The sequence below is a fragment of the Pseudomonas sp. PS1(2021) genome (assembly GCF_020405165.1).
Lineage (GTDB): Bacteria > Pseudomonadota > Gammaproteobacteria > Pseudomonadales > Pseudomonadaceae > Pseudomonas > Pseudomonas aeruginosa.
The window spans coordinates 6,741,680-6,763,863 of the sequence record NZ_CP084484.1; the positions used below are offsets into that span (position 1 = coordinate 6,741,680).

Sequence of the window (22,184 nt, forward strand, 5' to 3'; positions counted from 1 at the left end):
TTCTCCGTCATTCGGGCAGGCAGGGCCCGGCTTCCAGCCAGGCCTCCAGGCTGGGTGCCAGGGGTTCGAAGCAGTCCGGCGTCATCGCGCCATGGTCGACCAGGAACAGCGCCTGCCGGTGATCGTCCAGGGCCATCACCACGGCGCGGCCGCCGCTGTCGTCGCCTATGGCCAGGTAGCCGGGGCAGTAGAGAGAGGTTTCGAAGGCCCGGTTGCGTTCCAGCAACTCGTCGGCGGCGTAGAGCAGCAGGCCCGGCTCGACGAGGCGGCCGCCGTGCTGCTCCAGAGCGGCGACGAAGGCAGCCGGCAGCGGTCGTCCGAGCCAGGCCTCTAGGGCATCCAATTCAGGCTTCATCGGGCTCGTCCAGGGCGAACAATGCATGGTGGCGGGCATGGGCCAGCAGGCGTTCGCCCAGCGCGTCGGCCAGGGCGTAGAAGCGCGTGTCCAGCGCATCCAGGGCCGCTTCGCAGTCGCGGTCGGGTTCATCGGCCCAGGTCGGCATGCGCAATTGGCGTTCGGCCTGGGAGACTGGCACCGGACCGTCGCCGAACAGCAGGGCGGCGGCTCGCTCCAGCAGGGCCAGGGCGTCCTCCGCCTCCAATTCGCGAAGACCCGCGCGCGCCGCCTGGTACTGGTCGCCGGAGGAGTTGCCGAAGTACTGGTCGAAGCCGCCGTTGTGCACTTCGCCGCTGAGCACGCTCACTGCGTAGTAGCTCCGTTCGGCCGGCGACAGCCCGGCGAATCCCTCGCGGCCATCGTAGACGCGATTCACCAGCGCGCTCCAGTACAGCGCCTGCGGACTCGCCAGGTAGCGCCGTCGCTCCGCGTGGAAGTGCTTGCCATCCTCGATGTTCTGCCGGTAGCCGCCCTTGCAGGGCATGCACAGTCCGTCGTTCCTCGCCGCCGTGGTCGGGAGGATGAGATGGCCGCAGGCGCGGCAGGGAAGGCGGTCGGTCATGAGCGGTCCTTGCTGGTGGAAGGGGCTCATTATTGCGCAGGATCGTTCAGCTTGAACGACAGTTTGGCTTGCCAGCCTGGCACGGCATTGCCCGCTGGCATGGCCGACCCTCTCTCCCTTCGGGGAGAGGGGCATGAGGACCGGCGCGGAGCGAGAAGCATCACCCCGCGCCAGCCCCCTCAGCTACGACTCACGGAAACGGCCACGCCGGCGACCCCTGGCTCATGTCCAGAAGCTTCACCGTGCTGTATTCGTTGGTCCGGTTGTTGGCATAGAAGAACGCCGGCTGCTCGGCGAAACCGTAGGCCGCTACCTGCGCCTGGGCCGCTGCCGAGGTACGGATGCCCCATAGCGCGAAGGTTGGCCGCTGGTCGCGCTGGGTCAGCCAGGACAGGCCGAGCAACAGGTTGTCGTTGCCGTCCGTGCTGCTGGCATCGCCGCTGTTTCCCGGGCGCTGGGCGTAGGTGCCGTAGCCGAGAGCGGCCTTGTTGGCGTCCCAGTCGGACTTGTCCACCTGGCGCTGGTGCAGGTAGAGCAGGGTCCAGATATCCCAACCCTGCAGCGGATCGTTCTTCAGGTCGGCCCAGTAGTGCACCCACTGGGTATAGAAGGCCATTCGCTCGCCGTTCAGCGCGTAGGTGCCCGGGTCTTCCCACAGGCGCTTGTATACGCCTGCCAGCGGATCGGCCTCGGCGCGTCCGGCGACGATCAGGTTGTAGGCGTTGCGGTAGTTGACCCGCGTATCGTCGAGGTTCTGCCCGAACTCGCGGAGCACGCGCCAGTCCTTGTGCAACGGGAATATCTGGTTGGAGATTTCGCCCGAGCGCCCGCCGTAGACCTTCAGTCGATTCACTTGCAGGTTGTGGCCCAGCTCATGGCTTTCGCCCCAGCCACGCGGGTTCAGGCCCCAGGTCTGGTCGTAGGGGTTGCCGCTGCAACCGCCGCCGCACTGGGCGTACTGGTCGACGTTGATGTGCTGGGTGCCGGGCAGCTTGTGCAGGGTCTCGCTGTCGCAGTCCCAGCCGCGCACCGCGCATTCCTGCTGGATTGCCGGAGTCTTCGCCTGGTTGGGAATGGCGAAGCCGGCCAGGGTGTAGGCGTCGTCGATGAACACCTCGTTCAACTCACGGATGAAGCGCTGGACGTCGCCGCCATAGTCCTTGTCGATCGAGCCACGGACCTTCTCCACCTTGGCGTGGACCTCTACCGAGCCGCTGCGCATCTCCAGCCAGTCGGCCTTGTCGGCGTCCAGCGCCTGGATGAAGTCGGCAATCGCCTGGCTGCTGTCCTCGCCCGGCTGGATGTCGAGGAACGGCTGGCTGGCCGCGCCGGTTACCTTGACGGTTACCGTCTGTCCCGGCGTGGCGCCGCTGTAGACCAGTTGCAACAGGCCGCCGTAGGGCGATACCAGCGCCACCGACTGGTTTGCCTGGAGCTTGATGTCCGGGCTCTTGAGGAAGCGCGGGCGGTCATACTGGCGGGTATTCCACAGCCGCGTCGAGCCGATGCGCTGGGTGTTCAGGCCGACCGCCAGGCTGGCCTGGCCAGCGTCTTCGATGCGAATGCTCAGGCGCTTGCCCGGCGCCGCCATGCGGCCGATGGCGGTGAAGCCCTGGGCCGACGGCAAGGTGAGGGTCAGGGTTTCCTCCGAGCCCGATACCGGCATCGACTGTTGGCGCTGGCCGGCGTAGCTGCCCAGTTCCTTCTGCGCCGCGCCGGCCTCGCGCACGTAGCCGACGATGGCGTCGGCGACGAAGGTTTCCTGGAAGCGCGCCGTGTCGGCGGCCTTGTCCATCGGGTAGCGGATGTTCTGCCGCACCGCGTCGGCCCACAGCAGCCAGAGCCGCAGCGAGGTGGTGCCGGGCAGGGCGAAGAGGTTCTGCGCCTTCTGGTTGTAGGCGTCGAGGGCGCCTTTCAGTACATCGACGCGCTTGCTGAAGTCGCTCAGTCCCGGCACGTCGTCGCAGGTGGTGCGACCGACGTAGGAGGTGCATTTCGACCAGTCGTAGTCCGTGCGCCAGCTACCGTCGACGATCTGCTGCACCAGCGCCGGATCCTGGCCGTAGGCACCGCCCAGCTCGACCGAACGCGCCCGGGTGCGGCTGGATGGCACCGCGTCCTTGTCCCAGTAGTTGCCGCCGTAGGGGCCTTCCTGCAGGCCCAGGCCGGAGAGGATCTGCTGGCCGGTGCTGCTCTGGTTCCAGCCATTGGTGTGCACGAAGAGGATCGGCAGCCCGGCCTGTAGCCGTGCGCGCACCGTGGCGCTCAGGCTAGCGGCGCTGGCGCCGTTGCCCAGTACCAGCAATTTGCTGGCGCTGGCGCAACTGGCGTCGGTCAGCGCGTTGCAGGCGGCGTCCGCCGGTTGCAGGCCGGCGCTCTTCAGGCCGTTGAGGGTGGCGGTCTTGTCCACCCCGACCACGCTGACCTTGAAGTCCTTCGCAGTGGCCGCGCCCGGGTCGCCGTTCACCAGCCACTGCACCGCCCGCTTCAGCAGCGGCGCGTGGGCGGCATTGGCCCCGCTCAGTTGGGTGAGCACGTTGGTGCCATAGGCCAGCCCGCGGCCGCCGGCCTCCAGGCTCAGGCTGGCGAGCACGCGCCCCTTGTCGCCAATGAGGAAGGGCAGGGTATTGTCCGGGTTTGCCGGCAGGACCCACATGCTGGCGGCGCCAGGATCATAGGCTTGGCTGAGGTTCTGGTAGAGACCGTCGAGCAACTGGGTGCGGGTCTGGCGGATGCGCTCGACCTGCTGCTGCAGGCGCAGGGCGACCAGGTGGCTGTCGGTCAGTTGCGAAGAATCCCCGCTGACCAGTGCCGCATCGAGGATTTCTTCCTGGGTGGCCGCCTGGGCGGACAGCGCGCCAGCCAGGCAGAAACCGGCCAGCAACGCTCGGTGGCGAGGGATGGGTGAGCGACTCATGTTCTCTCCTTGCAGTGAGGGAAATGCAGTGGTGGATAGGCTCACAACTGGCGCTATCGGCCCGTGGAGGGCGGCATATTGTTATGGGTGCGCCGGGTATCGCGTCGAACAGGGAATGGGCCTCGGACAATGCCGGAAATACGCATGGGCGATCCGCTGCATCGAACGAGTCAAGGCGAGAGGAGCATGTTGGGAAAGGCGGAAAAACTATCTGTTCTGGTTGTTTTTGAACTGCGTCTGATTATTTTGTTTTTATTTTTACCGATTGTTCGAAGCGCTCTGGAATAGGCGCTCCAGCGTTTCCTGTGACGAAACGATCCAGACTTTGGTTAGGGTCTTGGAAAATACCGAGGATGTATTTCCAGAGCTGTCGATCGAGTTGGAAGTTGCAGTTTCATGAAGGTTTAGGTACTTCGAAGTTACCGCGTTGGCGATGGAATCGATATCGTCCGGTAGTGCCTTCGGAAGTGCCTGATAAGTGCCTTCCCACGCTCAGGCGGCGAACAGAGCCGCCACGTCCATCGGATTCCGCTCCGCCAGCGCCAGTTCGCCTTCGCCGAAACTTGCGCTGCTGCCGCCGACACCCTGCGATTGATCGCGCAGTGGGGGGGCGTTTCATACCAAAGCCTGTGACCTGCAGCACGGCTCGCCGATGCAACGGTAGCGACCTATCGGCAGGTGCTGGAAACCTGCCGTTTCCAGCACGAAGATGCCGTAGGGTGAGAGAAATACGTGGTCGATCTGTGTCGTGCCGTCCGGCGTGTTCAGGGTGACGTTGTGCAGGCGGCGGTAGGTGTGCCTGTCCAGTTGCCAATGGGCGAACAGGCGCACCAGCAGTTCACCGATCTGCCCCTTGGCCTAAGGCGATTTGAGCAGGCCGATCAGCAGGGCTGCCGGGATAAACCAGGTCAGCATGCCCCAGACCTGGGCGACTATCGGGCTGTAATCCACTTTCTTCCTTGAGCCGAGCTGCTTAATGGAGAGGCGACCATTGTCCTATGGCGCGATGACGCATCAAGGGCTGATGAGCCCGGTGCAGGCGCTCAGCGTGCTATCTGGTAACGGGTGCTACGCCCTCCGCCGGGCAGTCGCTCGATGCAGCCCTTTTCCAGCAGGTCGCTCAGGTGGCGGGTCGCGGTGGCTTTGGAAACCATGGCCACAGCTTGGTATTGCGCCGCACTGATGCCGTCCTCGAACCCCCTTTCGCCGCCATCGAGCAGGCGGTTAAGCACTTTGATCTGCTCCGCCGATAGCGTTTGGCTGCGATGTGCCTGCCAGAAGCGCGCCTTGACCAGCACGCGGTCTATACGGGCAAGGGCTTGCTCCAGGCTCTTGAGCAAGGTTTCGAGGAACCACTGCAGCCAGGCGGTGATATCCAGCGTGCCCTTCTGGCTGGCTTCTAGGATGCGGTAATAGCCGGCGCGGTCGTCGAGGATGCTCGCAGACATGGCGTAGAAGCGAATGGCTTGCTGCTCGCCCTGAGCCAATGCTAGATCGGTGATAGCGCGGGTGAGGCGACCGTTGCCGTCGTCGAAGGGGTGCAGGGTCACGAACCAGAAATGTGCGATACCGGCGCGCAGAAACGGGTCGAGGCTGGCATCGCTGCGGCTGCTTTCGAACCAGGCGAGAAAGTCCGCCAGTTGCGCTTCCAACCCTGCGCAGGGAGGGGCTTCGAAATGTACGGTAGGGCGGTCTATCCGACCCGAAACTACCTGCATGGGCTCTTCGCCGCGCAGTGCGCCGATGTGTAGTGGTCGAGCCAGCAGTTGGTCATCGGTGGGGAATAACCAACTGTGCCAGGTGAACAGTCGCTGTTCGTCTAGCGGCTCTTGATGTGCGTGGGTGGCATCGAGCAGCAGTTCCGCCAGGCCTTCGGAGCGAGAGGTGGTTCGACCTTCTTCTTGCAATCCCAGTCGCCGTGCCAGTGATGAGCGCACCGAACCGACATTCAGTTGCTCTCCCTCAATGGCTGAAGAGGTGACGATGTTCTGCAGCATGGCATCCAGGCTGCTCTGCACTTCGGTGTCACTCCCCACGGCACCGAGCATTCCTAACAAACGACCCTGAGCCTGGCTACAGGAGCGCAGCAGTGGTGCAAGCGCTTCGGCTTGCCAGTTGAACTGCGGCCAGTCGGGCTGCTGCCAGATCCAGAGTGGGTCGTTCATAAGGGATGTTCATCTTGAGCCGATTAGAGAGCCTATTCGGCTCATTTTGTGAGCCGATAATGCCAGCTATTCGGCTCACTGTCTAATTCTCAAGCTGGGTTGATAGCTTGATGAGCATGCCTGTTCAGGGTGACTGAGTCAGCTAAAGCGCCTGTTTCAGCACTTCAGAAACCTTGTGGACAGAGGTCGGCCGTACCCCTTGGGCATCGATAAAATTTGATGCAGGGACATGTAGCTCTCGGGCTACAAAATGGGGGCAGGTCACATGTGCTCGGAGCCGCAGTGCTGGATGTACACGCCGCGTACCATCTCGTCTTCGGTGCGGCGTACCCAGTCTTCGGCGTCGCGCTTGGTGCGGAAGGTTTTTCGTTGGTCGGCCAGTCCGTTTTGCGGACCACGGGAGGGGGGCGACTGTTGCCATAAGATAAGGACTCCAAAGGCAGACTGGCGAACCAGTACTGTACCGATTTTGTACCTTTTGGCCATGGAGTCGTTTATGAGGCCACTACCCTAGAAAGCGCAAAGCCGCGCAGTGCGCGGCTTTGAAAGTGGTGGGCCCACACGGACTCGAACCGTGGACCAAAGGATTATGAGTCCTCTGCTCTAACCGACTGAGCTATAGGCCCCCAGAGTCGGGTGGGGATGGGCCATTGCTGGCCCATCCCCCCCTAAGAACCGTACGTGCGCCTTTCAACGCATACGGCTCAAGCCTTTCAAAGCCCCCTAACGGGCCGGCTTGCTTACTGTCAGACCACGAGCATGGAGTTGCTGGTGGCAAGCGGGGTGCAATAGTACCCGGTTCTCCAGGGAGTCTCCACCGCCTTGTGAGCGATAGAGGATGTGGTGGTCGTGCCACCCGGTTTCCCTGGTTATCGGTTGGTTGCAGAGCGAGCAGAGCCCCTTCTGGGAGAGGTATAGGTTTCTGATCTGAGTTCGGTACTTCAGCTTTTTCAACATCCGTTCCGTTCGCAGTTTTTCACCTATTGCTTCCATGGCTGGATCGTAGGGGTTGTATTCCCCACTCACCTTCCTATGTCGCTCAATCGGCGTGCTCGCCAGCGAGTACAGCGCGACCTCCCGTTTCTTACCGTTGCTTTCCAGCACCGTGGTAGCGAACACCCAAGTCTTGTCCCCGTGAATCCGGAAATATCGCCTCCTGATCCAATCCAGTGACTTGTTCGGGTGCCGCCGTTTCGCCCAACGCCAGAGCTTGAGAAACACTCTGTTGTCCATGCGGCTGAACGTTTGCTTGGCAACCACTGGCTGGTGATACAGCGCCCAGCCGCGCAGAATCGGATTCAGCGTTCGGATCAAGTCCTCTTGCCTTGCCGTCCTGCTGGTTTCGATGACCTCCTTCACCTTGCCGTAGAACGCTTTCGCGTTCTTCTGGCTGGGTTTGATCAGAAGCTTCCCGTTGTACTTGCGGAAGTTCCAACCGAGGAAGTCGAAGCCCTGATCTATGTGGGCGATCCGCGTTTTCTCCAGAGAGAGCTGCAGCCCGCGTACCGCCAGGAACTGCTCTACCCAGGGTTTGACTTCTTTCTCCAGTACCTCGGGAGAGACACCGGTGATGACGAAGTCGTCCGCATAGCGCACCACATTGAGTTTCAGCTTCTTCGCCCTTGTCACGCCCAGGTGTCGCTTGAGCTGTGATTCCAGGCCATCGAGCACCATGTTTGCCAAAGTAGGCGAGATGATTCCGCCTTGAGGTGTTCCAGCATCCGTTGCCTGGAGCTGGCCTTTGTGGATCACGCCGGCCTTCAACCATTTCCGGAGGATCACCTTGTCCGTGGGGACATGGTTCAGTAGCCAGTCATGATTGATGTGGTCAAAACACCCTTGTATGTCCGCCTCCAGTATCCATTGGGCCGAAGCCTTTCCGGATAGGCAAACGAACAACTGGGACATTGCATCCGCCGTGGATCGCTCGATCCTGAAGCCATAGCTGTTCGGATCGCCGGTGGTTTCTGCAATGGGCGACAGAGCGAGCAGGTAGAGTGCCTGCATTGCCCTGTCAGTCATGGTCGGGATACCCAGGGGGCGCTCCTTTCCGTTCGACTTCGGGATGAACACTCGCCGTAGAGGCCGAGGTTGGTACCCGCGCCTTTTCAACCCTTGTGCCGCTTTCCACTTGGTGTCAGGCGTATCCCAGAGCACGCGGTCGACTCCCGCCGTGCGCTTGCCCTGGTTTTCAGTGACTCTCCGTACAGCCAGGTACCTGGCCGACGTCGAGCGGGTCAGCATCCGTTGTAGGGCCTTCACCCTGCGCCATTTGCCTTCCCGACAAGCCTTCGCAATCCGTACCTGCATTCCCCGGACATTCCGCTGGACCCGACACCAGTCGATGTCGTGCCACTGCTGCGGAGCGCCGGAAAGCGCAGACCCGGCCGATGGGCTGAGTTCTTTCATGCTGCTTTCCTCTCATGATGGTTAGTCCACCCGAGCGGAAGGCGCACGCCGGTCCCTGACGGGATGCGCGCACCCCGCCAAGGTTGGTTTGTGTGGGCTCGATGTTGCTGAGCCCTGGGTTCATTGAGACAGGTTCAATCAGAGTTCTTGCGACGAAAGACCACGCAGAAGTCTGCCCGGTTTCCCGTGGGGTGATGTTCCAACCCCTATCCAGACGATTACAGCCTGGCGTTCGCTTTCTCTGCGATCCCATACCCGCACCGCCAACAGTTCGCCTTACGGCTCCCCTGCCCCGAGGGCGGCGATACGGGCTTACCACGTTCCCTGACTGTCACACGACTGGGTTAGGACCTGCCTTTTCACCGGTGGTCTGAAGGCGACGTATCTCCACGACCTACGGAGATAACCGACCACGTACCTTTTGGTTCGAGCCTGTCAGCAGCTTTGGCTCGTCAATCCTTACGGTGTTTATCAGCAGTTCACCTAGGTTGCCCGTACCAGTCAGCCTAGCGCCTTGGGTCGGTGCTACTCCGACCCTCTGCGGTTCACCTCACGGTGAATTCGCACCCTCGCGGGGGCTACGTTGTCGGGAAAGCTTCGCACCCTGCCGTTACCAGCAACGCACGTTTCCCTAGGCTACCGTTGGTCGCACAACGAGTCCGCTGCCACTCCATACAAGCAGTGGTTGGACAATGACAGACAGAGCTTTCGCTCATGTCTCCTTTGGGGAAGGGAGAACAGGGACGACCTGCTGGCCGCCAGTTCCTGATTTATTACCTCCTGTTTCAAATTACGCAGGAGGTGACCCCAGCGGGGATCGACTCTCCCGCAGGGGTTGGTTTTAGGATGCGCTCCAAGACCGGTGTTCTGGTCCTGCGGTCGTGCTGCCGAGAGCTCAACGACCTTGGGTTTTTATTGCCACCGCCGCTGCGGCAAGTCCTTGAAGGCAAAAGACTTCTGGGCGAGTTTTGGTTCCCGGGGATGGATACCCAAGCGTTCGATTTCCTTGCGGAAATCCCCCAAGCTGACCCTACAGCTTGGAGACGGAGACACGCCACGCGTGTCGCACAGGTCGGCGGATTATACCGGCGCTTCTCGGGGAGCGCCAATCGGCTGGCGCGGTTTGAGGAATTTGCTGGCGAACAGCTCGGCGGGCAGCGGCGGACTGAGGACGAAGCCCTGGATCTGCTCGCAGCCTTCGTGGGTGAGGAAGCTCTGCTGACCTTCGGTTTCCACGCCTTCGGCGATCACCGTGAGCTGCATGCTGCGGCCGAGGGCGATGATGGCGCGGGTGATGGCGGCATCGTGGGGATCGTCGGGAAGGCCGCGGATGAACGACTTGTCGATCTTCAGGATGTCCAGCGGCAGGCGCTTGAGGTAGCTGAGCGAGGAGTAGCCGGTGCCGAAGTCGTCGATCGCCAGCTGTACGCCGAGGCGCTTGAGGCCGTGGAGGACGGCGAGGGCCTCCTCGGTCTGGTTCATGATGAAGCTCTCGGTGATTTCCAGTTGCAGCCGCGACGGTTCCAGGCCGGACTGCTCCAGCAGTTGCTCGAGGCGTTCGATCAGTTGCGGCTGGCCGAGCTGGGCGCCGGCGAGGTTGACCGACAGCGGGCCGAACGGCGCGTGCAGCTTTTGCCATTCGCCCATCTGCTGGCAGGCGTGTTCCAGCACCCAGTCGCCGAGGGGCAGGATCAGGCCGCAATCCTCGGCGAGGGGGATGAAGCGCTCCGGGGAAATTTCCCCGAACAGCGGATGGTACCAGCGCACCAGTGCCTCGGCGCCGACCAGCAAGCCGCTCTCCAGGCTCAGCTTGGGTTGGTAGTACAGCTGCAACTCGTCGCGCTCGAGGGCGCGGCGCAGTTCGGTTTCCAGCGCCATGCGCTCGGTGGCCAGGTAGGTCAGTTCGCGGGTGTAGTACTCGATGCGGCTGCGGCCCCGCGACTTGGCGCGGTACATGGCGGCGTCGGCGTTCTTCACCAGGGTCGGGGCGTCGTCGCCGTCCTTGGGGAACAGGGCGATGCCGACGCTGGCGCTGACGAAGAATTCATGACCGTCGGCCTGGAACGGCGCGGTGAAGGCATTCAGCAGCTTGCGCGCGACGTGCTCGGCGTCGCTTTCCTGGTGCAGGCCTGGGAGCAGGATGATGAATTCGTCGCCCCCCAGGCGGGCCACGGTATCGACGTCGCGCAACTGGTCGCGCAGGCGTTCGGCGATGGCCTTGAGCAGCAGGTCGCCGATGGGATGGCCGAGGCTGTCGTTGATGTGCTTGAAGCGGTCCAGGTCGATGAACAGCACGGCGCCGGGACGGCTCTCTTCGCGGGCCTCGTCGAGGGCGTGATTGAGCCGGCTCTCGAACAGCAGGCGATTGGGCAGACCGGTGAGCGGATCGTGGTGGGCCTGGTAGTCGAGCCGGGCCTGGGCGTACTTGAGGGTGGAGATATCGGCAAAGACGCCGACGAAGTGAGTGATCTCGCCCTGCGGATTGTGTACCGCGCTGATGGTCAGCCATTCGGGGTACAGCTCGCCGGTCTTGCGTCGGTTCCAGATCTCGCCCTGCCAGTGCCCGTCGCGTTCCAACTGGTTCCACATGGCGAGGTAGAAGCTGGAGTCGTGTTGTCCGGAGGAGAGCAGGCTGGGCGAGCGTCCCAGCGCCTCCTGCTCGCTGTAGCCGGTGATCTCGCTGAAGGCGCGGTTGACCGCGGTGATGCGTTGGCGGGTATCGGTGATCATCACGCCTTCGGCGGTGCTTTCGAAGACGGTGGCGGCCTGCTGCAGCTTCTCCTGCATGAGCTGGCGCTCGGTGATATCGCGGGCGATGGTCAGCACGCAGTCCTCGCCATCGATGCTGATCCGGTGGGCGGACATCTCGCACTGGCGGATGCCACCGTTGCGGTCCCGTACAGGGGCGGTGAAGCCCTGGGTCAGGGTGTGGTGGCGTACCAGCGAGATCAGGCGCTTGCGGTCCTCGGTGTCGACCCACAGGCCGAGTTCGAGCGTGGAGCGGGAGATGACCTCGTCGCGGCGGTAGCCGGTGAGACGGGTGAAGCCATCGTTCACGTCGATCAGCGTGCCGTCTTCGAGGCGGCTGATCAGCAGACCGTCGGGGTAGGCATGGAAGGCGTTGGCGAACTTCTCCTCGGAGATCCGCAGCAGTTCCTGGGTCTCCACCAGGTGGGTGATGTCGCGGATCACTACCACCAGCGCCGGGGTCTGGTCGAGGGCCACGTGCTGGGCGCTGAGCAGCGCGCTGAAGGTACTGCCATTGCGGCGCCGCAGGGGCACCTCGAGGTTGGTCAGGTTGCCGTGGCCGAGCTTTTCCAGGACCTGCGGGCCCAGGCCGGGGAGTGCCCAGATGCCCAGCTCGGTGGCGGTCTTGCCGATGGCGTCGTCGGCGGCGATGCCGATCTGCTGCTCGAAGGTGCTGTTCACCGCGAGGAAGCGGCCGTCGGCGCCGTTGGCCAGTACCACCATGTCCGGGCAGTGGTGGAACACCGAAGCGAACTTCTGTTCGGACAGGCGCATGGCCTGCTCGGTGAGCTTGGCCTCGGTGATGTCGATCATCAGACCGCGCAGGAGCAGGTCCCGGCCTTGCGTGATCGGGGTGACCAGATCGCGAATCCAGACCACCCGGCCGTCGGCGGCGAGCATCCGGTAGTCGAAGCTGTGGTCGCGTCCGGCCTGGCTTTCGCTCATGCAGTAGTGGATGGCGTACTCGGCGTCCATGGGGTGCAGGGTCCGCTGCCAGAAGCCCGGCTGCAGCCATTCGCCAAGGGGATAGCCGAGCAGGCGTTCGGCGTGGGGCGAGACGTAGGTGAAGCGGTTCTCCTCGAGGCGCATTTCCCAGGCGATGGCATTCAGGCTTTCCACCAGTCCCCGGTAGTGCTGTTCGCTGTCGCGCAGTTCGCGCTCCAATTGCCGCCGGCGATTCACCTCGCGGCGCAGGCGGCGGTTCATGGCCAGCAGTATGGCGACCGAGACCAGGATCAGCAGGACGATGGGAAGACCGTAGGTCGCCATCTCGCGCCAGGCCGGACGTCGGTCGAGCAGGCCGCCGACCCAGGGGGCCTGGAGTCGCTCGATCTCCTCGGCGCTGAGGTCGGCGAGGACCTTGTCGACGATCCCGGCGAGGATCGGTTGTCCGCGCGGCACGGCCATCGCCAGTTGGTAGCGGTATGGCGTCTCGCCGCTGATCTCCAGGCCGTTGAGCTTGAGCTGGCGGAGGTTCCATACGCTGGAGGCGAAGTCGCCGACGAAGGCGTCGGCCTGGCCGGTGGCCAGCGCCTGCAGGGCTGCCGCTACCGAAGGCAGCGGCAGCAGGGTGAGGTCGGGATGCTGGGCGATCAGCAGTTCGTGAGGAGCATAGTGGTCGACCACCGCGACCTTGAGCCCGTAGAGCTCGTCGATGCGCTTCGGCATCGGGCCGTTCTTGCGTGCCAGGATGATGATCGGGAAATCCAGGTAGGGCCGGGTGAAGCTCAGGTACTCCTGGCGCTCCGGGGTAGCCATGATGCCGGGCAGCAGGTCCAGCCGACCGTCCTTGGCCTGCTCCAGGACCTGCGTCCAGGTCTTCGGTTCGACAGGCGTCAGGCTGACGCCCAGGCGTTCCTGCAGCAGGCCGATGTAGCCGGCGGCGAGTCCCTGGTAGCGGCCCTGTTCGTCGCGGAACTCGAATGGCGGCCAGGAGGTGTCCACGCCCAGGCGGATGCTCGGGTGCTCGGCCAGCCAGGCCCGTTCCTCGGGCGTGAGCGTGAGGGCGCCGGCCAGCCCCGGCCAGCAGCAGGCCAGACACAGGAGAAGCACGGCCTGCAGACGCTGCATGAGGCGGTCTCGCGGTGGACGGGAATATATGCGGAAGTGTAGACGCCGGGCGGCGGGGCAAGCGGCAAAGAAAAACCCCCGGTTTTTCAGGCCGGGGGTTCGTTCGTCACTCGTCGAGGAAGGAGCGAAGGTGCTCGCTTCGCGACGGATGGCGCAGCTTGCGCAGCGCCTTGGCTTCGATCTGGCGGATCCGCTCGCGGGTCACATCGAACTGCTTGCCGACTTCCTCGAGGGTGTGGTCGGTGTTCATGTCGATGCCGAAGCGCATGCGCAGCACCTTGGCTTCCCGGGCAGTGAGGCCGGCGAGGACTTCGCGGGTGGATTCCTTGAGGCTCTCGCTGGTCGCCATCTCGATCGGCGACTGCATGGTGGAGTCCTCGATGAAATCGCCCAGGTGCGAATCTTCGTCGTCACCGATCGGGGTTTCCATGGAGATCGGCTCTTTGGCGATCTTCAGTACCTTGCGGATCTTGTCCTCAGGCATGTCCATGCGCTCGCCAAGCTCTTCCGGGGTGGGCTCGCGACCCATTTCCTGGAGCATCTGGCGGGAGATGCGGTTGAGCTTGTTGATCGTCTCGATCATGTGCACCGGGATGCGGATGGTGCGTGCCTGGTCGGCGATCGAACGGGTGATCGCCTGGCGAATCCACCAGGTGGCGTAGGTGGAGAACTTGTAGCCGCGACGGTATTCGAACTTGTCCACCGCCTTCATCAGGCCGATGTTGCCTTCCTGGATCAGGTCGAGGAATTGCAGGCCGCGGTTGGTGTACTTCTTGGCGATGGAAATCACCAGGCGCAGGTTGGCCTCGACCATTTCCTTCTTCGCCCGGCGAGCCTTGGCTTCGCCGATCGACATCGCGCGGTTGATTTCCTTGATCTCGGCGACGGTCAGCTCGACCTCGCTTTCCAGGGCCGCCAGCTTCTGCTGGTTGCGCAGGATGTCGTCGCGCAGGCGCTCGATGGCCTCGGCGTACTTCGGCTTGCTCTTCAGGACGCTGTCGACCCACTTCTCGTCGGTCTCGTGGTTCGGGAACAGGCGCAGGAAGTCGGCACGCGGCATGCGCGCGTCACGCACGCAGAGCTGCATGATGGCGCGTTCCTGGGCGCGCACGCCTTCCAGGGCGGAGCGCACGCGGGCGACCAGGGCGTCGAACTGCTTGGGCACCAGCTTGATCGGCATGAACAGCTCGGCCAGGCCGGTGAGTTCGGCGGTGGCCTGCTTGCTGCCGCGACCGTGCTTCTTCAGGGCCTTCTTGGCCTTGTCGAGCTGCTCGGAGACCGCGGTGAAACGCAGGCGGGCTTCTTCCGGATCCGGACCGCCGTCGCCTTCGTCGTCGCTGTCGCTGCTGTCGTCGCTTTCTTCTTCCTCGTCGTCCTTCTCTTTCGAGTCGGCGGAATCGTCCTTCAGGTTGACCGGCTCCACCTCTTCGGCGGGCAGGCTGCCGTCATCGGGATCGATATAGCCGCTGAGGACGTCGGAGAGGCGACCGCCTTCGGCGACGATGCGATTGTAGTCGGCCAGGATGCTGTCCACCGTGCCCGGGAACTGGGCGATGGCGCTCATCACTTCGCGGATGCCTTCCTCGATGCGCTTGGCGATTTCGATCTCGCCTTCGCGGGTCAGCAGTTCCACGGTACCCATTTCACGCATGTACATGCGCACCGGGTCGGTGGTGCGACCGATGTCGCTTTCCACCGCGGCCAGGGCCGCTGCGGCTTCTTCCGCTGCGGCTTCGTCGGTATCCGCCTCGGCCAGCAACAGGGCATCCGCATCCGGGGCTGTCTCGAATACGTTGATCCCCATGTCGTTGATCATGCGGATGATGTCTTCCACCTGTTCCGGATCGGAAATATCCTCCGGCAGGTGGTCGTTGACCTCCGCGTAAGTCAGGTATCCCTGCTCACGGCCTCGGGCGATCAACTCTTTCAGACGAGATTGCTGTTGCGCTTTTCCGGACATAACACCCTATCCACTGAAGGTCTTGGCGGGCAAAAAATAAGCAGAGGATTATACCTGATGCCTGGGCTGAGGCGCCAGTTCAGCTCTGGGAAGGCGATGAAGCGGCAACACTGTAGTGCTCTCTGAGCAAGGCTTTCTCTTCATCGGTCAGTTCACTGTAGCTCTTCTGCATGACGCTGCGTAAACGCTCCTCCCGCTCGCCGAAACGCTGGCTCTCGGAGAGTTTAGTAATGGTGTCGAAGAACTGCTTTTCAAGGTTCTCCTGGACGATCAGCCACTCCTTCTCGCCCAGGGCCTGCAGCAGGCGGCCCTGGGGCGTGCCGTGCCAGCGCGCGATGAGTTGCATCGAGCTCTGCCGCGGGTTCTTCTGCAGGGCTTCCAGCAGGGACACCAGCAACTGGGCGTAGGTATCCTGCTCCCTGGCGAGGGTGCCCGCATCGTCGACCTTCAAGGCCAACTGCGGATGATGCAGCAAGGTGCGCAGGGCGTTGAGGGTGGTGGACTCCACGCTGACCGGCGTTCGTTGCGGAGCCTTGAAGTCGCCGCGGCCGCCTTTGTCCCACTTCTTCTTGCCATCCCACTTCTTGCCGTCCCAGGGCTTCTTGTCCTTGTTCCAGCTCTTGCGCGGTTGCGCCTCGACATAGCCTGGCGCAGCGTCGAACGGCGCATGGGAGGGCTCGTTCTCGTAGTAGGCGCTGGCGGCGAAATAGTCGTCGCCGTCCAAGACGCCGCTCGCTCCGTGGTCCATGGACGACGGCGGCGGGCTGTGGTGCGCCAGTTGTCCGATGTTTTCGCCGGACAGGCCGGTGATTTCCGACAGACGTTGCCGCATCAGCAGGCGCAGGTTGTTCCCGGGAATCTTCTCCAGCAGCGGCGCGGCGAGGGTCGCCAGGTGGGCCTTGCCTTCCAGGGTGGCGGGGTCGGCCTCCAGCATCAGTTGTTGGAAGAAGTACTCCGCCAGCGGCTGGGCCTGCTGGGTGATGCGTGCGCGGAAGGCATCCTCGCCCTCGGCGCGTACCAGGCTGTCCGGGTCCTCGCCCTCGGGGAGGAACAGGAAGCGCACGCGCTTGCCGTCCTGCAGGTTCGGCAGCACCGACTCCAGGGCGCGCCAGGCCGCCTTGCGCCCGGCCTGGTCGCCGTCGAAACAGAACAGGATGCTCGGTACCAGGCGGAACAGGCGCTTGATGTGTTCCTCGCTGGTCGCCGTGCCGAGGGTCGCCACCGCGTTGCGGATGCCTTGCTGGGCCAGGGCGATGACATCCATGTAGCCCTCGACCACCATGATCTCGTCGAGGTCGCGATTCTTCTGCCGGGCCTCGTAGAGTCCGTAGAGTTCCTGGCCCTTGTGGAAGACCGGAGTCTCCGGGGAGTTCAGGTACTTCGGCTTGTCGTCGCCGAGCACCCGGCCGCCGAAGGCGATGATCCGCCCGCGGCTGTCGCGGATCGGGAACATCACGCGATCGCGGAAGCGGTCGTAGCGCTTGCCGGTGTCGCTGTTCTCCACCAGCAGGCCGGCGTCGAGCATGGCCTTGAGTTGCAGGTTGTCGCCACCCAGGTGCTTGAGCAGGTTGTCCCAGCCGGGCGGGGCGAAACCGAGGCCGAAGTCGCGGGCGATCTCGCCGGTCAGGCCGCGGCCCTTCAGGTAGTTCACCGCGGCCTTGCGCGCCGGGTGGCTTTTCAGCGCCTGCTTGTAGAACTCGGCGGCGGCGCTGAGCAGCGGGTAGAGCGGCGAGTCGGTCGGCTGGCGCGGCGTGTGCCCGCGTCCGCCGCGTTCCTCGCGCGGCACGTCCATGCCGGCGCGCTTGGCCAGTTCCTCGACCGCCTGGGGGAACTCCAGCTGGTCGTGGTCCATGACGAAGCCGAGCGCGTTGCCGCCGGCGCCGCAGCCGAAGCAGTAGTAGAACTGCTTGTCCGGGCTGACGGTGAACGAGGGAGTCTTTTCCTTGTGGAACGGGCAGCAGGCGCTGTAGTTCTTGCCGGTTTTCTTCAGTTGGATGCGTGAACTCACCACCTCGACGATGTCGGTGCGGTTCAGCAGGTCATCGATGAAGCTTTGCGGTATCAGGCCGGCCATGGTGTTCTCGAAAACGACGGCGCGTGGGCGCAGAGCGGCAGCATAGCAATTATCGCCGGGCCGATCAGGCCGGCGCGGTGTTTCAGGAGGAGAGACGCGCCTTCAGGCGCTGGCTGACCTGTGCCATGTCGACGCGACCCTGGACCTGCGGTCGCAGCAGGTTCATCGCCTTGCCCATGTCCTGCGGACCCTGGGCGCCGCTGTCGACGATGCTGCGCTCGATCAGGGCGTCGATCTCATGGTCGTCCAGGGGCTTGGGCATGAAGTCCTGGAGCACGAGGATCTCGGCAGCCTCGACCTCGGCGAGGTCCTGGCGGCCGGCGTCGCTGAACTGGCGCTGGGCGTCGCGGCGCTGCTTGATCATCCGGTCGAGGATCAGCAGGGCTCGGGCGTCATCCACCTCGATGCGTTCGTCGACTTCGACGCGCTTGATGTCCGCGAGGGCCAGGCGCAACGTGGTCAGCCGCGGCTTGTCCTGGGCGCGCATGGCGACCTTGACGGCGTCGAGGAGGCGGGATTTGATTTCGCTCATGGCGGAAAGCCGAAAGCCCGGCCGGGGCCGGGCTGAGGCACGATCACTGACGCGTGGGCGTCGAGTGGATCAGTACAGGCGCTCGCGACGGCGCTGTTCGCGCTGTACTTTCTTCGCGTGGCGCTTCACTGCGGCAGCGGCCTTGCGCTTGCGCTCGGCAGTGGGCTTCTCGTAGAACTCGCGGCTGCGAACTTCAGCCAGTACACCTGCTTTTTCGCAGGAGCGCTTGAAACGACGCAGGGCTACGTCGAAGGGTTCGTTCTCTTTTACTTTGACGGCTGGCATCCAGGTCGTACCTTCACTGATTACCGGGGGTTGAACGTACTCCGGCAAGGTGGCGCGGATACGTCGGTTTTCAAGGGTTGCGGATATTAACGGTTCGGCCGGAGGAATGCAAAGCCTCCGATCGAAAAACACTGGTCTGGCGCAAAGCCGCCGATTATCATGCGCGGCTTCGTATTTGCCAAGCTCTAAGGCTCAAGCCCATGCGCGTGCTGGGACTGGAAACGTCCTGCGACGAAACCGGCGTCGCCCTTTACGACAGCGAACGCGGCCTGCTGGCCGACGCGCTGTTCAGTCAGATCGACCTCCATCGCGTCTACGGCGGCGTCGTGCCCGAGCTGGCCTCGCGCGACCACGTCAAGCGCATGCTGCCGCTGATCCGCCAGGTGCTCGACGAGTCCGGCTGCACGCCGGCGGATATCGACGCGATCGCCTATACCGCCGGTCCCGGCCTGGTCGGCGCCCTGTTGGTGGGGGCTTCCTGTGCCCAGGCGATGGCCTTCGCCTGGGGCGTGCCGGCGGTCGGCGTGCACCACATGGAAGGGCACCTGCTGGCGCCGATGCTGGAAGAGCAGCCGCCGCGGTTCCCGTTCGTCGCCTTGCTGGTTTCCGGCGGTCACACCCAGTTGGTGCGGGTGGACGGCATCGGTCGCTACCAGTTGCTTGGCGAATCGATGGACGACGCCGCCGGCGAAGCCTTCGACAAGACCGCCAAGCTGATCGGCCTGGGCTATCCCGGCGGTCCGGAAATCGCCCGCCTGGCGGAGCTCGGCACTCCTGGCCGCTTCGTGTTCCCGCGGCCGATGACCGATCGCCCCGGCCTGGACTTCAGCTTCAGCGGGCTCAAGACCTTTACCCTGAACACCTGGCAGCGTTGCGTCGAGGCCGGCGACGACAGCGAGCAGACCCGCTGCGACATCGCCCTGGCGTTCCAGATCGCGGTGGTCGAGACCCTGCTGATCAAGTGCCGTCGCGCCTTGAAGCAGACCGGCCTGAAGAACCTGGTGATCGCCGGCGGCGTCAGCGCCAACCAGGCGCTGCGCAGCGGCCTGGAAAAGATGCTCGGCGAAATGAAGGGGCAGGTGTTCTACGCCCGCCCGCGCTTCTGCACCGACAATGGCGCGATGATCGCCTACGCCGGCTGCCAGCGCCTGCTCGCCGGCCAGCATGACGGCCCGGCGATCAGCGTCCAGCCGCGCTGGCCGATGGAGTCGCTGCCGGCGGTCTGAGTGGCCGCCAGGTCGCAGTCAGGCAGGTGTCGATGACGCAGCTGGGCCAGACTGCATGAAGTTTTTTCCTTTTATGGATTAGAAATGCCGTTCGCGGCCGGCGAACAGATCGCGTAAGTTGGCGCGGTGCCGCCAGACGATCAGGCCGGTCAGCACGGTCATCGGCAGCAGCGCTCCGGGCTGCTGCCAGGCCAGCAACGGCAGGGTCAGCGGGGTGGCCACCAGCGAGGCGAGCGAGCTGGTGCGCGACAGCTTGAAGGTCAGCAGCCAGGCCGCCGCGGCCAGCAGTACGGCCGGCGGATAGAGGCCGAGGAGCATGCCCGCGGCGGTGGCGACACCCTTGCCGCCGCGGAAGTTGAAGTACAGCGGGTACAGGTGGCCGATCACGGCGGCGATGCCGACCCAGGCCTCCTCCATCACGCCGAGCCCCAGCCAGCGGGCGACCAGCACCGGCAGCAGGCCTTTGCCGACGTCGCCGAGCAGGGTCAGGATGGCGAGTTTCTTCCCGGCGACGCGCAGCATGTTGGTCGCGCCGGGGTTGCCGGAACCGCTGGCGCGCGGGTCCTGGGTGCCGAACCAGCGGCTGAGCAGGACGGCGAAGGAGAGGGAACCGAGCAGGTAGGCGAGGATCGCCAGTAGCCAGACCATGGATTCCACCGAGGACGAGGATGTCCTCGATTCTAACGGGGCGGCGCACGCTTGTCGTGGCATCCCTTGGAGCGGGTAGCGAAGTGGACAGAGTTTTTATCGAAGGCTTGGAGGTCGATACCGTCATCGGCGTGTACGACTGGGAGCGCGGCATCCGTCAGTGCCTGCGCCTGGACCTGACCCTGGGCTGGGACAACCGTCCGGCCGCCGCGGGCGACGATCTCGCCCTGGCGCTGGACTATGCCGCGTTGTCCGAGCGGGTGCAGGAGTTCGCCCGGGAATCGCATTTCCAGTTGGTGGAAACCTTCGCCGAGCGCCTCGCCGAGGTACTGATGGGCGAGCGCGGCATTCCCTGGCTGCGCATCCGCGTGACCAAGCCCGGCGCGGTGCCGGCGGCCCGTGGCGTTGGCGTGGAGATCGAACGCGGATGTCGCTGATCCCGGTCTACCTCGGCCTCGGCAGCAATGTCGAGCGTGAGCGCCATCTGCATGCCGGCCTCGATGCGCTGGCCGCTTTCCTTCATGACCTGCGTTGTTCGCCGGTATTCGAGAGCGAGCCGGTGGGTATCAAGAGCGGGCCGTTCTTCAACCTGGTGGTGTCTGCCCGCACCGATCTGCCGCTGGCCGAACTGAGCCTGCGACTCAAGCACATCGAGGCCGACAATGGCCGCTATGCGCCAGAGCGCAAGGGGCTGCCGCTGGATATCGACGTGCTGTTCTACGGCGACCTGGTGGGCGATTTCGATGGCCTGGTGCTGCCGCGCGCCGAAGTGCTGAAGAACGCTTTCGTGCTCTGGCCCTTGTCCGAGCTGGCGCCGAACCTGGAGCATCCGGTCGCCCGCCAGCCGCTGGGCGATCTCTGGCGCGAGACGAGGATCCAGCAGAAGCTCTGGCCGGCGCCATTCGAATGGCGTGGCCAGGCGTTGACTCCCGAAGCGCTGCTTCAGGCCTTTCCGCGTTCTTCCTTGTAGGCCTTGAGTGCGGCGAGGCGCGCACGCTTCAGCGCCTCGCCCAGTTCCGCGCCCTTCAAGCCCTTTTCCACCAGCGGCTTCACGCTGACTGCCCGCGCTGCCTGCGCCGCGCCGAGCAGGTAGGCGGCCTGCGGATAGTCCCGCTGTTCCAGGCCGAGGCGGCCGCGCGCGTCCATCTCGCTGGCGGCGACGAACTCCTCGAAACGCTGCGGGCGGCGATACACGTCGAAGCTCTGCAACAGCTCCAGCAGTGTATTCGGGCGCAGCTCCAGCGCCCGATGGGCGTGGGTGTGGTACTCGCCCACCAGGCGCGCCAGTTCCTGGCAGTCGCGCGGCACCCTGAAGCGCTGGTTCACCGCATCGATCAACGGCACGCCGCGGGCCTCGTGGGCGATATGGCGGGGCCAGTCCGCTTCGCTGGTGAGTCCCTTGCCCAGGTCGTGCAGCAGGCAGGCCCAGCGTACGCTGAGCGGCTGCCGGTGGCGGGCGCATTGCTGCAATACCGACAGGACATGGACGCCGGTATCGATTTCCGGATGGTGGGCCGCCGGCTGCGGTACGCCGAATAGCGCCTCGACTTCCGGGATCAGTTCGGCCAGGGCGCCGCAGTCGTGCAGGACCTGGATGAAGACCTCGGGGTTGGGTTCCATCAGGGCTCGGGAAATTTCCTTCCAACTGCGCTCCGGGGTCAGCGCCTGCAACTCGCCGGATTCCGCCAGTTGGCGCATCAGGGCGAGGGTTTCGGCGGCGACCCGGAAGCCCAGGCCGGCGTAGCGGGCGGCGAAGCGCGCTACGCGCAGGACCCGCAGGGGATCCTCGGCGAACGCCGGGGAAACGTGACGCAGCAGGCGCGCCTCGAGGTCGGCCTGGCCGCCGTAGGGGTCTATTACCCGGCCCTGTTCGTCCTCGGCCATGGCGTTGATGGTCAGGTCACGGCGAGTCAGGTCTTCCTCCAGGGTCACCTCGGGGCTGGCATGGAAGGTGAAGCCGCCGTAGCCGCGCCCGCTCTTTCGCTCGGTGCGCGCCAGGGCGTATTCCTCGCCGCTCTGCGGATGAAGGAAGACCGGGAAGTCGGCGCCCACCGGGCGGTAGCCGCGGGCGAGCATCTCGTCGCTGCTGGCACCGACCACCACCCAGTCGATATCGGTGACCGGACGGCCGAGAAGGCGATCGCGCACGGCGCCGCCGACCTTGTAAATCTGCATGGGAATCCTCCGCGTG

At 64.3% G+C, this 22,184-nt stretch carries 16 protein-coding genes, 1 tRNA gene and 1 pseudogene; 4 read left to right on the forward strand and 14 right to left on the reverse strand.

What is annotated here, in order from left to right:
- Positions 1 to 7: 7 nt before the first annotated feature.
- The 3 genes from LE197_RS31960 to impA form a co-directional block, all read right to left on the reverse strand.
- Positions 8 to 355 (reverse strand): SMI1/KNR4 family protein, encoded by a 348-nt coding sequence (locus LE197_RS31960; protein WP_003113222.1) that lies wholly within the window; start codon positions 353 to 355, stop codon positions 8 to 10.
- Complete coding sequence (locus LE197_RS31965) at positions 345 to 959, reverse strand: DMP19 family protein (RefSeq protein ID WP_014602422.1); 615 nt, start codon at positions 957 to 959, stop codon at positions 345 to 347. The genes LE197_RS31960 and LE197_RS31965 overlap by 11 nt, the downstream gene beginning before the upstream one ends.
- 190 nt (positions 960 to 1,149) lie before the next feature.
- Positions 1,150 to 3,921: an ImpA family metalloprotease gene (impA, locus tag LE197_RS31970; RefSeq protein WP_025270845.1), complete on the reverse strand. Its 2,772-nt coding sequence runs from the start codon at positions 3,919 to 3,921 to the stop codon at positions 1,150 to 1,152.
- 99 nt (positions 3,922 to 4,020) lie between these two features.
- Here impA and LE197_RS31975 point away from each other — a divergent pair, with 99 nt between their 5' ends.
- The gene (locus LE197_RS31975) at positions 4,021 to 4,164 is read left to right on the forward strand and encodes a hypothetical protein (protein ID WP_153274318.1); all 144 of its coding nucleotides are present in this window, start codon (positions 4,021 to 4,023) and stop codon (positions 4,162 to 4,164) included.
- Positions 4,165 to 4,569: 405 nt separating this feature from the next.
- Here LE197_RS31975 and LE197_RS31980 read toward each other — a convergent pair.
- From LE197_RS31980 to rpsU, 9 genes and pseudogenes are all read right to left on the reverse strand, one after another.
- A pseudogene (locus LE197_RS31980) lies at positions 4,570 to 4,827 on the reverse strand (nuclease-related domain-containing protein); the annotation flags it as partial.
- A gap of 92 nt (positions 4,828 to 4,919) precedes the next feature.
- Positions 4,920 to 6,041 (reverse strand): Fic family protein, encoded by a 1,122-nt coding sequence (locus LE197_RS31985; protein WP_042929847.1) that lies wholly within the window; start codon positions 6,039 to 6,041, stop codon positions 4,920 to 4,922.
- Positions 6,042 to 6,590: 549 nt separating this feature from the next.
- Positions 6,591 to 6,667 (reverse strand) — tRNA-Ile (locus LE197_RS31990).
- A gap of 97 nt (positions 6,668 to 6,764) precedes the next feature.
- Complete coding sequence (ltrA, locus tag LE197_RS31995) at positions 6,765 to 8,450, reverse strand: group II intron reverse transcriptase/maturase (RefSeq protein ID WP_003099598.1); 1,686 nt, start codon at positions 8,448 to 8,450, stop codon at positions 6,765 to 6,767.
- 1,080 nt (positions 8,451 to 9,530) lie between these two features.
- Entirely contained in the window at positions 9,531 to 13,268 is a 3,738-nt protein-coding gene (locus tag LE197_RS32000; protein WP_042929845.1) for an EAL domain-containing protein, read from the reverse strand.
- Positions 13,269 to 13,374: 106 nt separating this feature from the next.
- On the reverse strand, positions 13,375 to 15,228 hold the full coding sequence (gene rpoD, locus LE197_RS32005) for an RNA polymerase sigma factor RpoD (RefSeq protein ID WP_003085035.1): 1,854 nt from the start codon (positions 15,226 to 15,228) through the stop codon (positions 13,375 to 13,377).
- A gap of 79 nt (positions 15,229 to 15,307) precedes the next feature.
- On the reverse strand, positions 15,308 to 17,302 hold the full coding sequence (gene dnaG / locus LE197_RS32010) for a DNA primase (protein WP_003099594.1): 1,995 nt from the start codon (positions 17,300 to 17,302) through the stop codon (positions 15,308 to 15,310).
- Between the two features lie 82 nt (positions 17,303 to 17,384).
- Positions 17,385 to 17,834 (reverse strand): GatB/YqeY domain-containing protein, encoded by a 450-nt coding sequence (locus LE197_RS32015; RefSeq protein WP_003085042.1) that lies wholly within the window; start codon positions 17,832 to 17,834, stop codon positions 17,385 to 17,387.
- 69 nt (positions 17,835 to 17,903) lie between these two features.
- Complete coding sequence (rpsU, locus tag LE197_RS32020) at positions 17,904 to 18,119, reverse strand: 30S ribosomal protein S21 (RefSeq protein ID WP_003085057.1); 216 nt, start codon at positions 18,117 to 18,119, stop codon at positions 17,904 to 17,906.
- 200 nt (positions 18,120 to 18,319) lie between these two features.
- On the opposite strand from rpsU, the gene tsaD reads away from it, so the two are divergent.
- A complete protein-coding gene (gene tsaD / locus LE197_RS32025) occupies positions 18,320 to 19,345 on the forward strand; it encodes a tRNA (adenosine(37)-N6)-threonylcarbamoyltransferase complex transferase subunit TsaD (protein ID WP_033936325.1) in 1,026 nt (341 codons plus the stop codon).
- 78 nt (positions 19,346 to 19,423) lie between these two features.
- Here the strand turns inward: tsaD and plsY are convergent, their stop codons facing one another.
- The gene (gene plsY, locus LE197_RS32030; protein ID WP_003085061.1) at positions 19,424 to 19,993 is read right to left on the reverse strand and encodes a glycerol-3-phosphate 1-O-acyltransferase PlsY; all 570 of its coding nucleotides are present in this window, start codon (positions 19,991 to 19,993) and stop codon (positions 19,424 to 19,426) included.
- 83 nt (positions 19,994 to 20,076) lie between these two features.
- Between plsY and folB the strand changes: the two genes are divergently transcribed.
- Positions 20,077 to 20,430: a dihydroneopterin aldolase gene (folB, locus tag LE197_RS32035; RefSeq protein WP_003099587.1), complete on the forward strand. Its 354-nt coding sequence runs from the start codon at positions 20,077 to 20,079 to the stop codon at positions 20,428 to 20,430.
- Positions 20,421 to 20,963, forward strand: a complete 543-nt coding sequence (gene folK / locus LE197_RS32040) for a 2-amino-4-hydroxy-6-hydroxymethyldihydropteridine diphosphokinase (protein ID WP_003099585.1) — start codon at positions 20,421 to 20,423, stop codon at positions 20,961 to 20,963. Before folB ends, folK begins: the two co-directional genes overlap by 10 nt.
- On the opposite strand, the gene LE197_RS32045 is transcribed toward folK, so the two are convergent.
- Positions 20,936 to 22,168 (reverse strand): multifunctional CCA addition/repair protein, encoded by a 1,233-nt coding sequence (locus LE197_RS32045; RefSeq protein WP_003099584.1) that lies wholly within the window; start codon positions 22,166 to 22,168, stop codon positions 20,936 to 20,938. The two genes, folK and LE197_RS32045, sit on opposite strands and share 28 nt — an antisense overlap.
- Positions 22,169 to 22,184: the final 16 nt, after the last annotated feature.

What these genes read in the sequence shown, in the direction of transcription:
- LE197_RS31960 (WP_003113222.1), bottom strand. Translation starts at nt 355, where the DNA reads ATGAAGCCTGAATTGGATGCCCTAGAGGCCTGGCTCGGACGACCGCTG.
- LE197_RS31965 (WP_014602422.1), bottom strand. Translation starts at nt 959, where the DNA reads ATGACCGACCGCCTTCCCTGCCGCGCCTGCGGCCATCTCATCCTCCCG.
- LE197_RS31975 (WP_153274318.1), top strand. Translation starts at nt 4,021, where the DNA reads ATGGGCGATCCGCTGCATCGAACGAGTCAAGGCGAGAGGAGCATGTTG.
- LE197_RS31985 (WP_042929847.1), bottom strand. Translation starts at nt 6,041, where the DNA reads ATGAACGACCCACTCTGGATCTGGCAGCAGCCCGACTGGCCGCAGTTC.
- ltrA (WP_003099598.1), bottom strand. Translation starts at nt 8,450, where the DNA reads ATGAAAGAACTCAGCCCATCGGCCGGGTCTGCGCTTTCCGGCGCTCCG.
- LE197_RS32000 (WP_042929845.1), bottom strand. Translation starts at nt 13,268, where the DNA reads ATGCAGCGTCTGCAGGCCGTGCTTCTCCTGTGTCTGGCCTGCTGCTGG.
- rpoD (WP_003085035.1), bottom strand. Translation starts at nt 15,228, where the DNA reads ATGTCCGGAAAAGCGCAACAGCAATCTCGTCTGAAAGAGTTGATCGCC.
- dnaG (WP_003099594.1), bottom strand. Translation starts at nt 17,302, where the DNA reads ATGGCCGGCCTGATACCGCAAAGCTTCATCGATGACCTGCTGAACCGC.
- LE197_RS32015 (WP_003085042.1), bottom strand. Translation starts at nt 17,834, where the DNA reads ATGAGCGAAATCAAATCCCGCCTCCTCGACGCCGTCAAGGTCGCCATG.
- rpsU (WP_003085057.1), bottom strand. Translation starts at nt 18,119, where the DNA reads ATGCCAGCCGTCAAAGTAAAAGAGAACGAACCCTTCGACGTAGCCCTG.
- tsaD (WP_033936325.1), top strand. Translation starts at nt 18,320, where the DNA reads ATGCGCGTGCTGGGACTGGAAACGTCCTGCGACGAAACCGGCGTCGCC.
- plsY (WP_003085061.1), bottom strand. Translation starts at nt 19,993, where the DNA reads ATGGTCTGGCTACTGGCGATCCTCGCCTACCTGCTCGGTTCCCTCTCC.
- folK (WP_003099585.1), top strand. Translation starts at nt 20,421, where the DNA reads ATGTCGCTGATCCCGGTCTACCTCGGCCTCGGCAGCAATGTCGAGCGT.
- LE197_RS32045 (WP_003099584.1), bottom strand. Translation starts at nt 22,168, where the DNA reads ATGCAGATTTACAAGGTCGGCGGCGCCGTGCGCGATCGCCTTCTCGGC.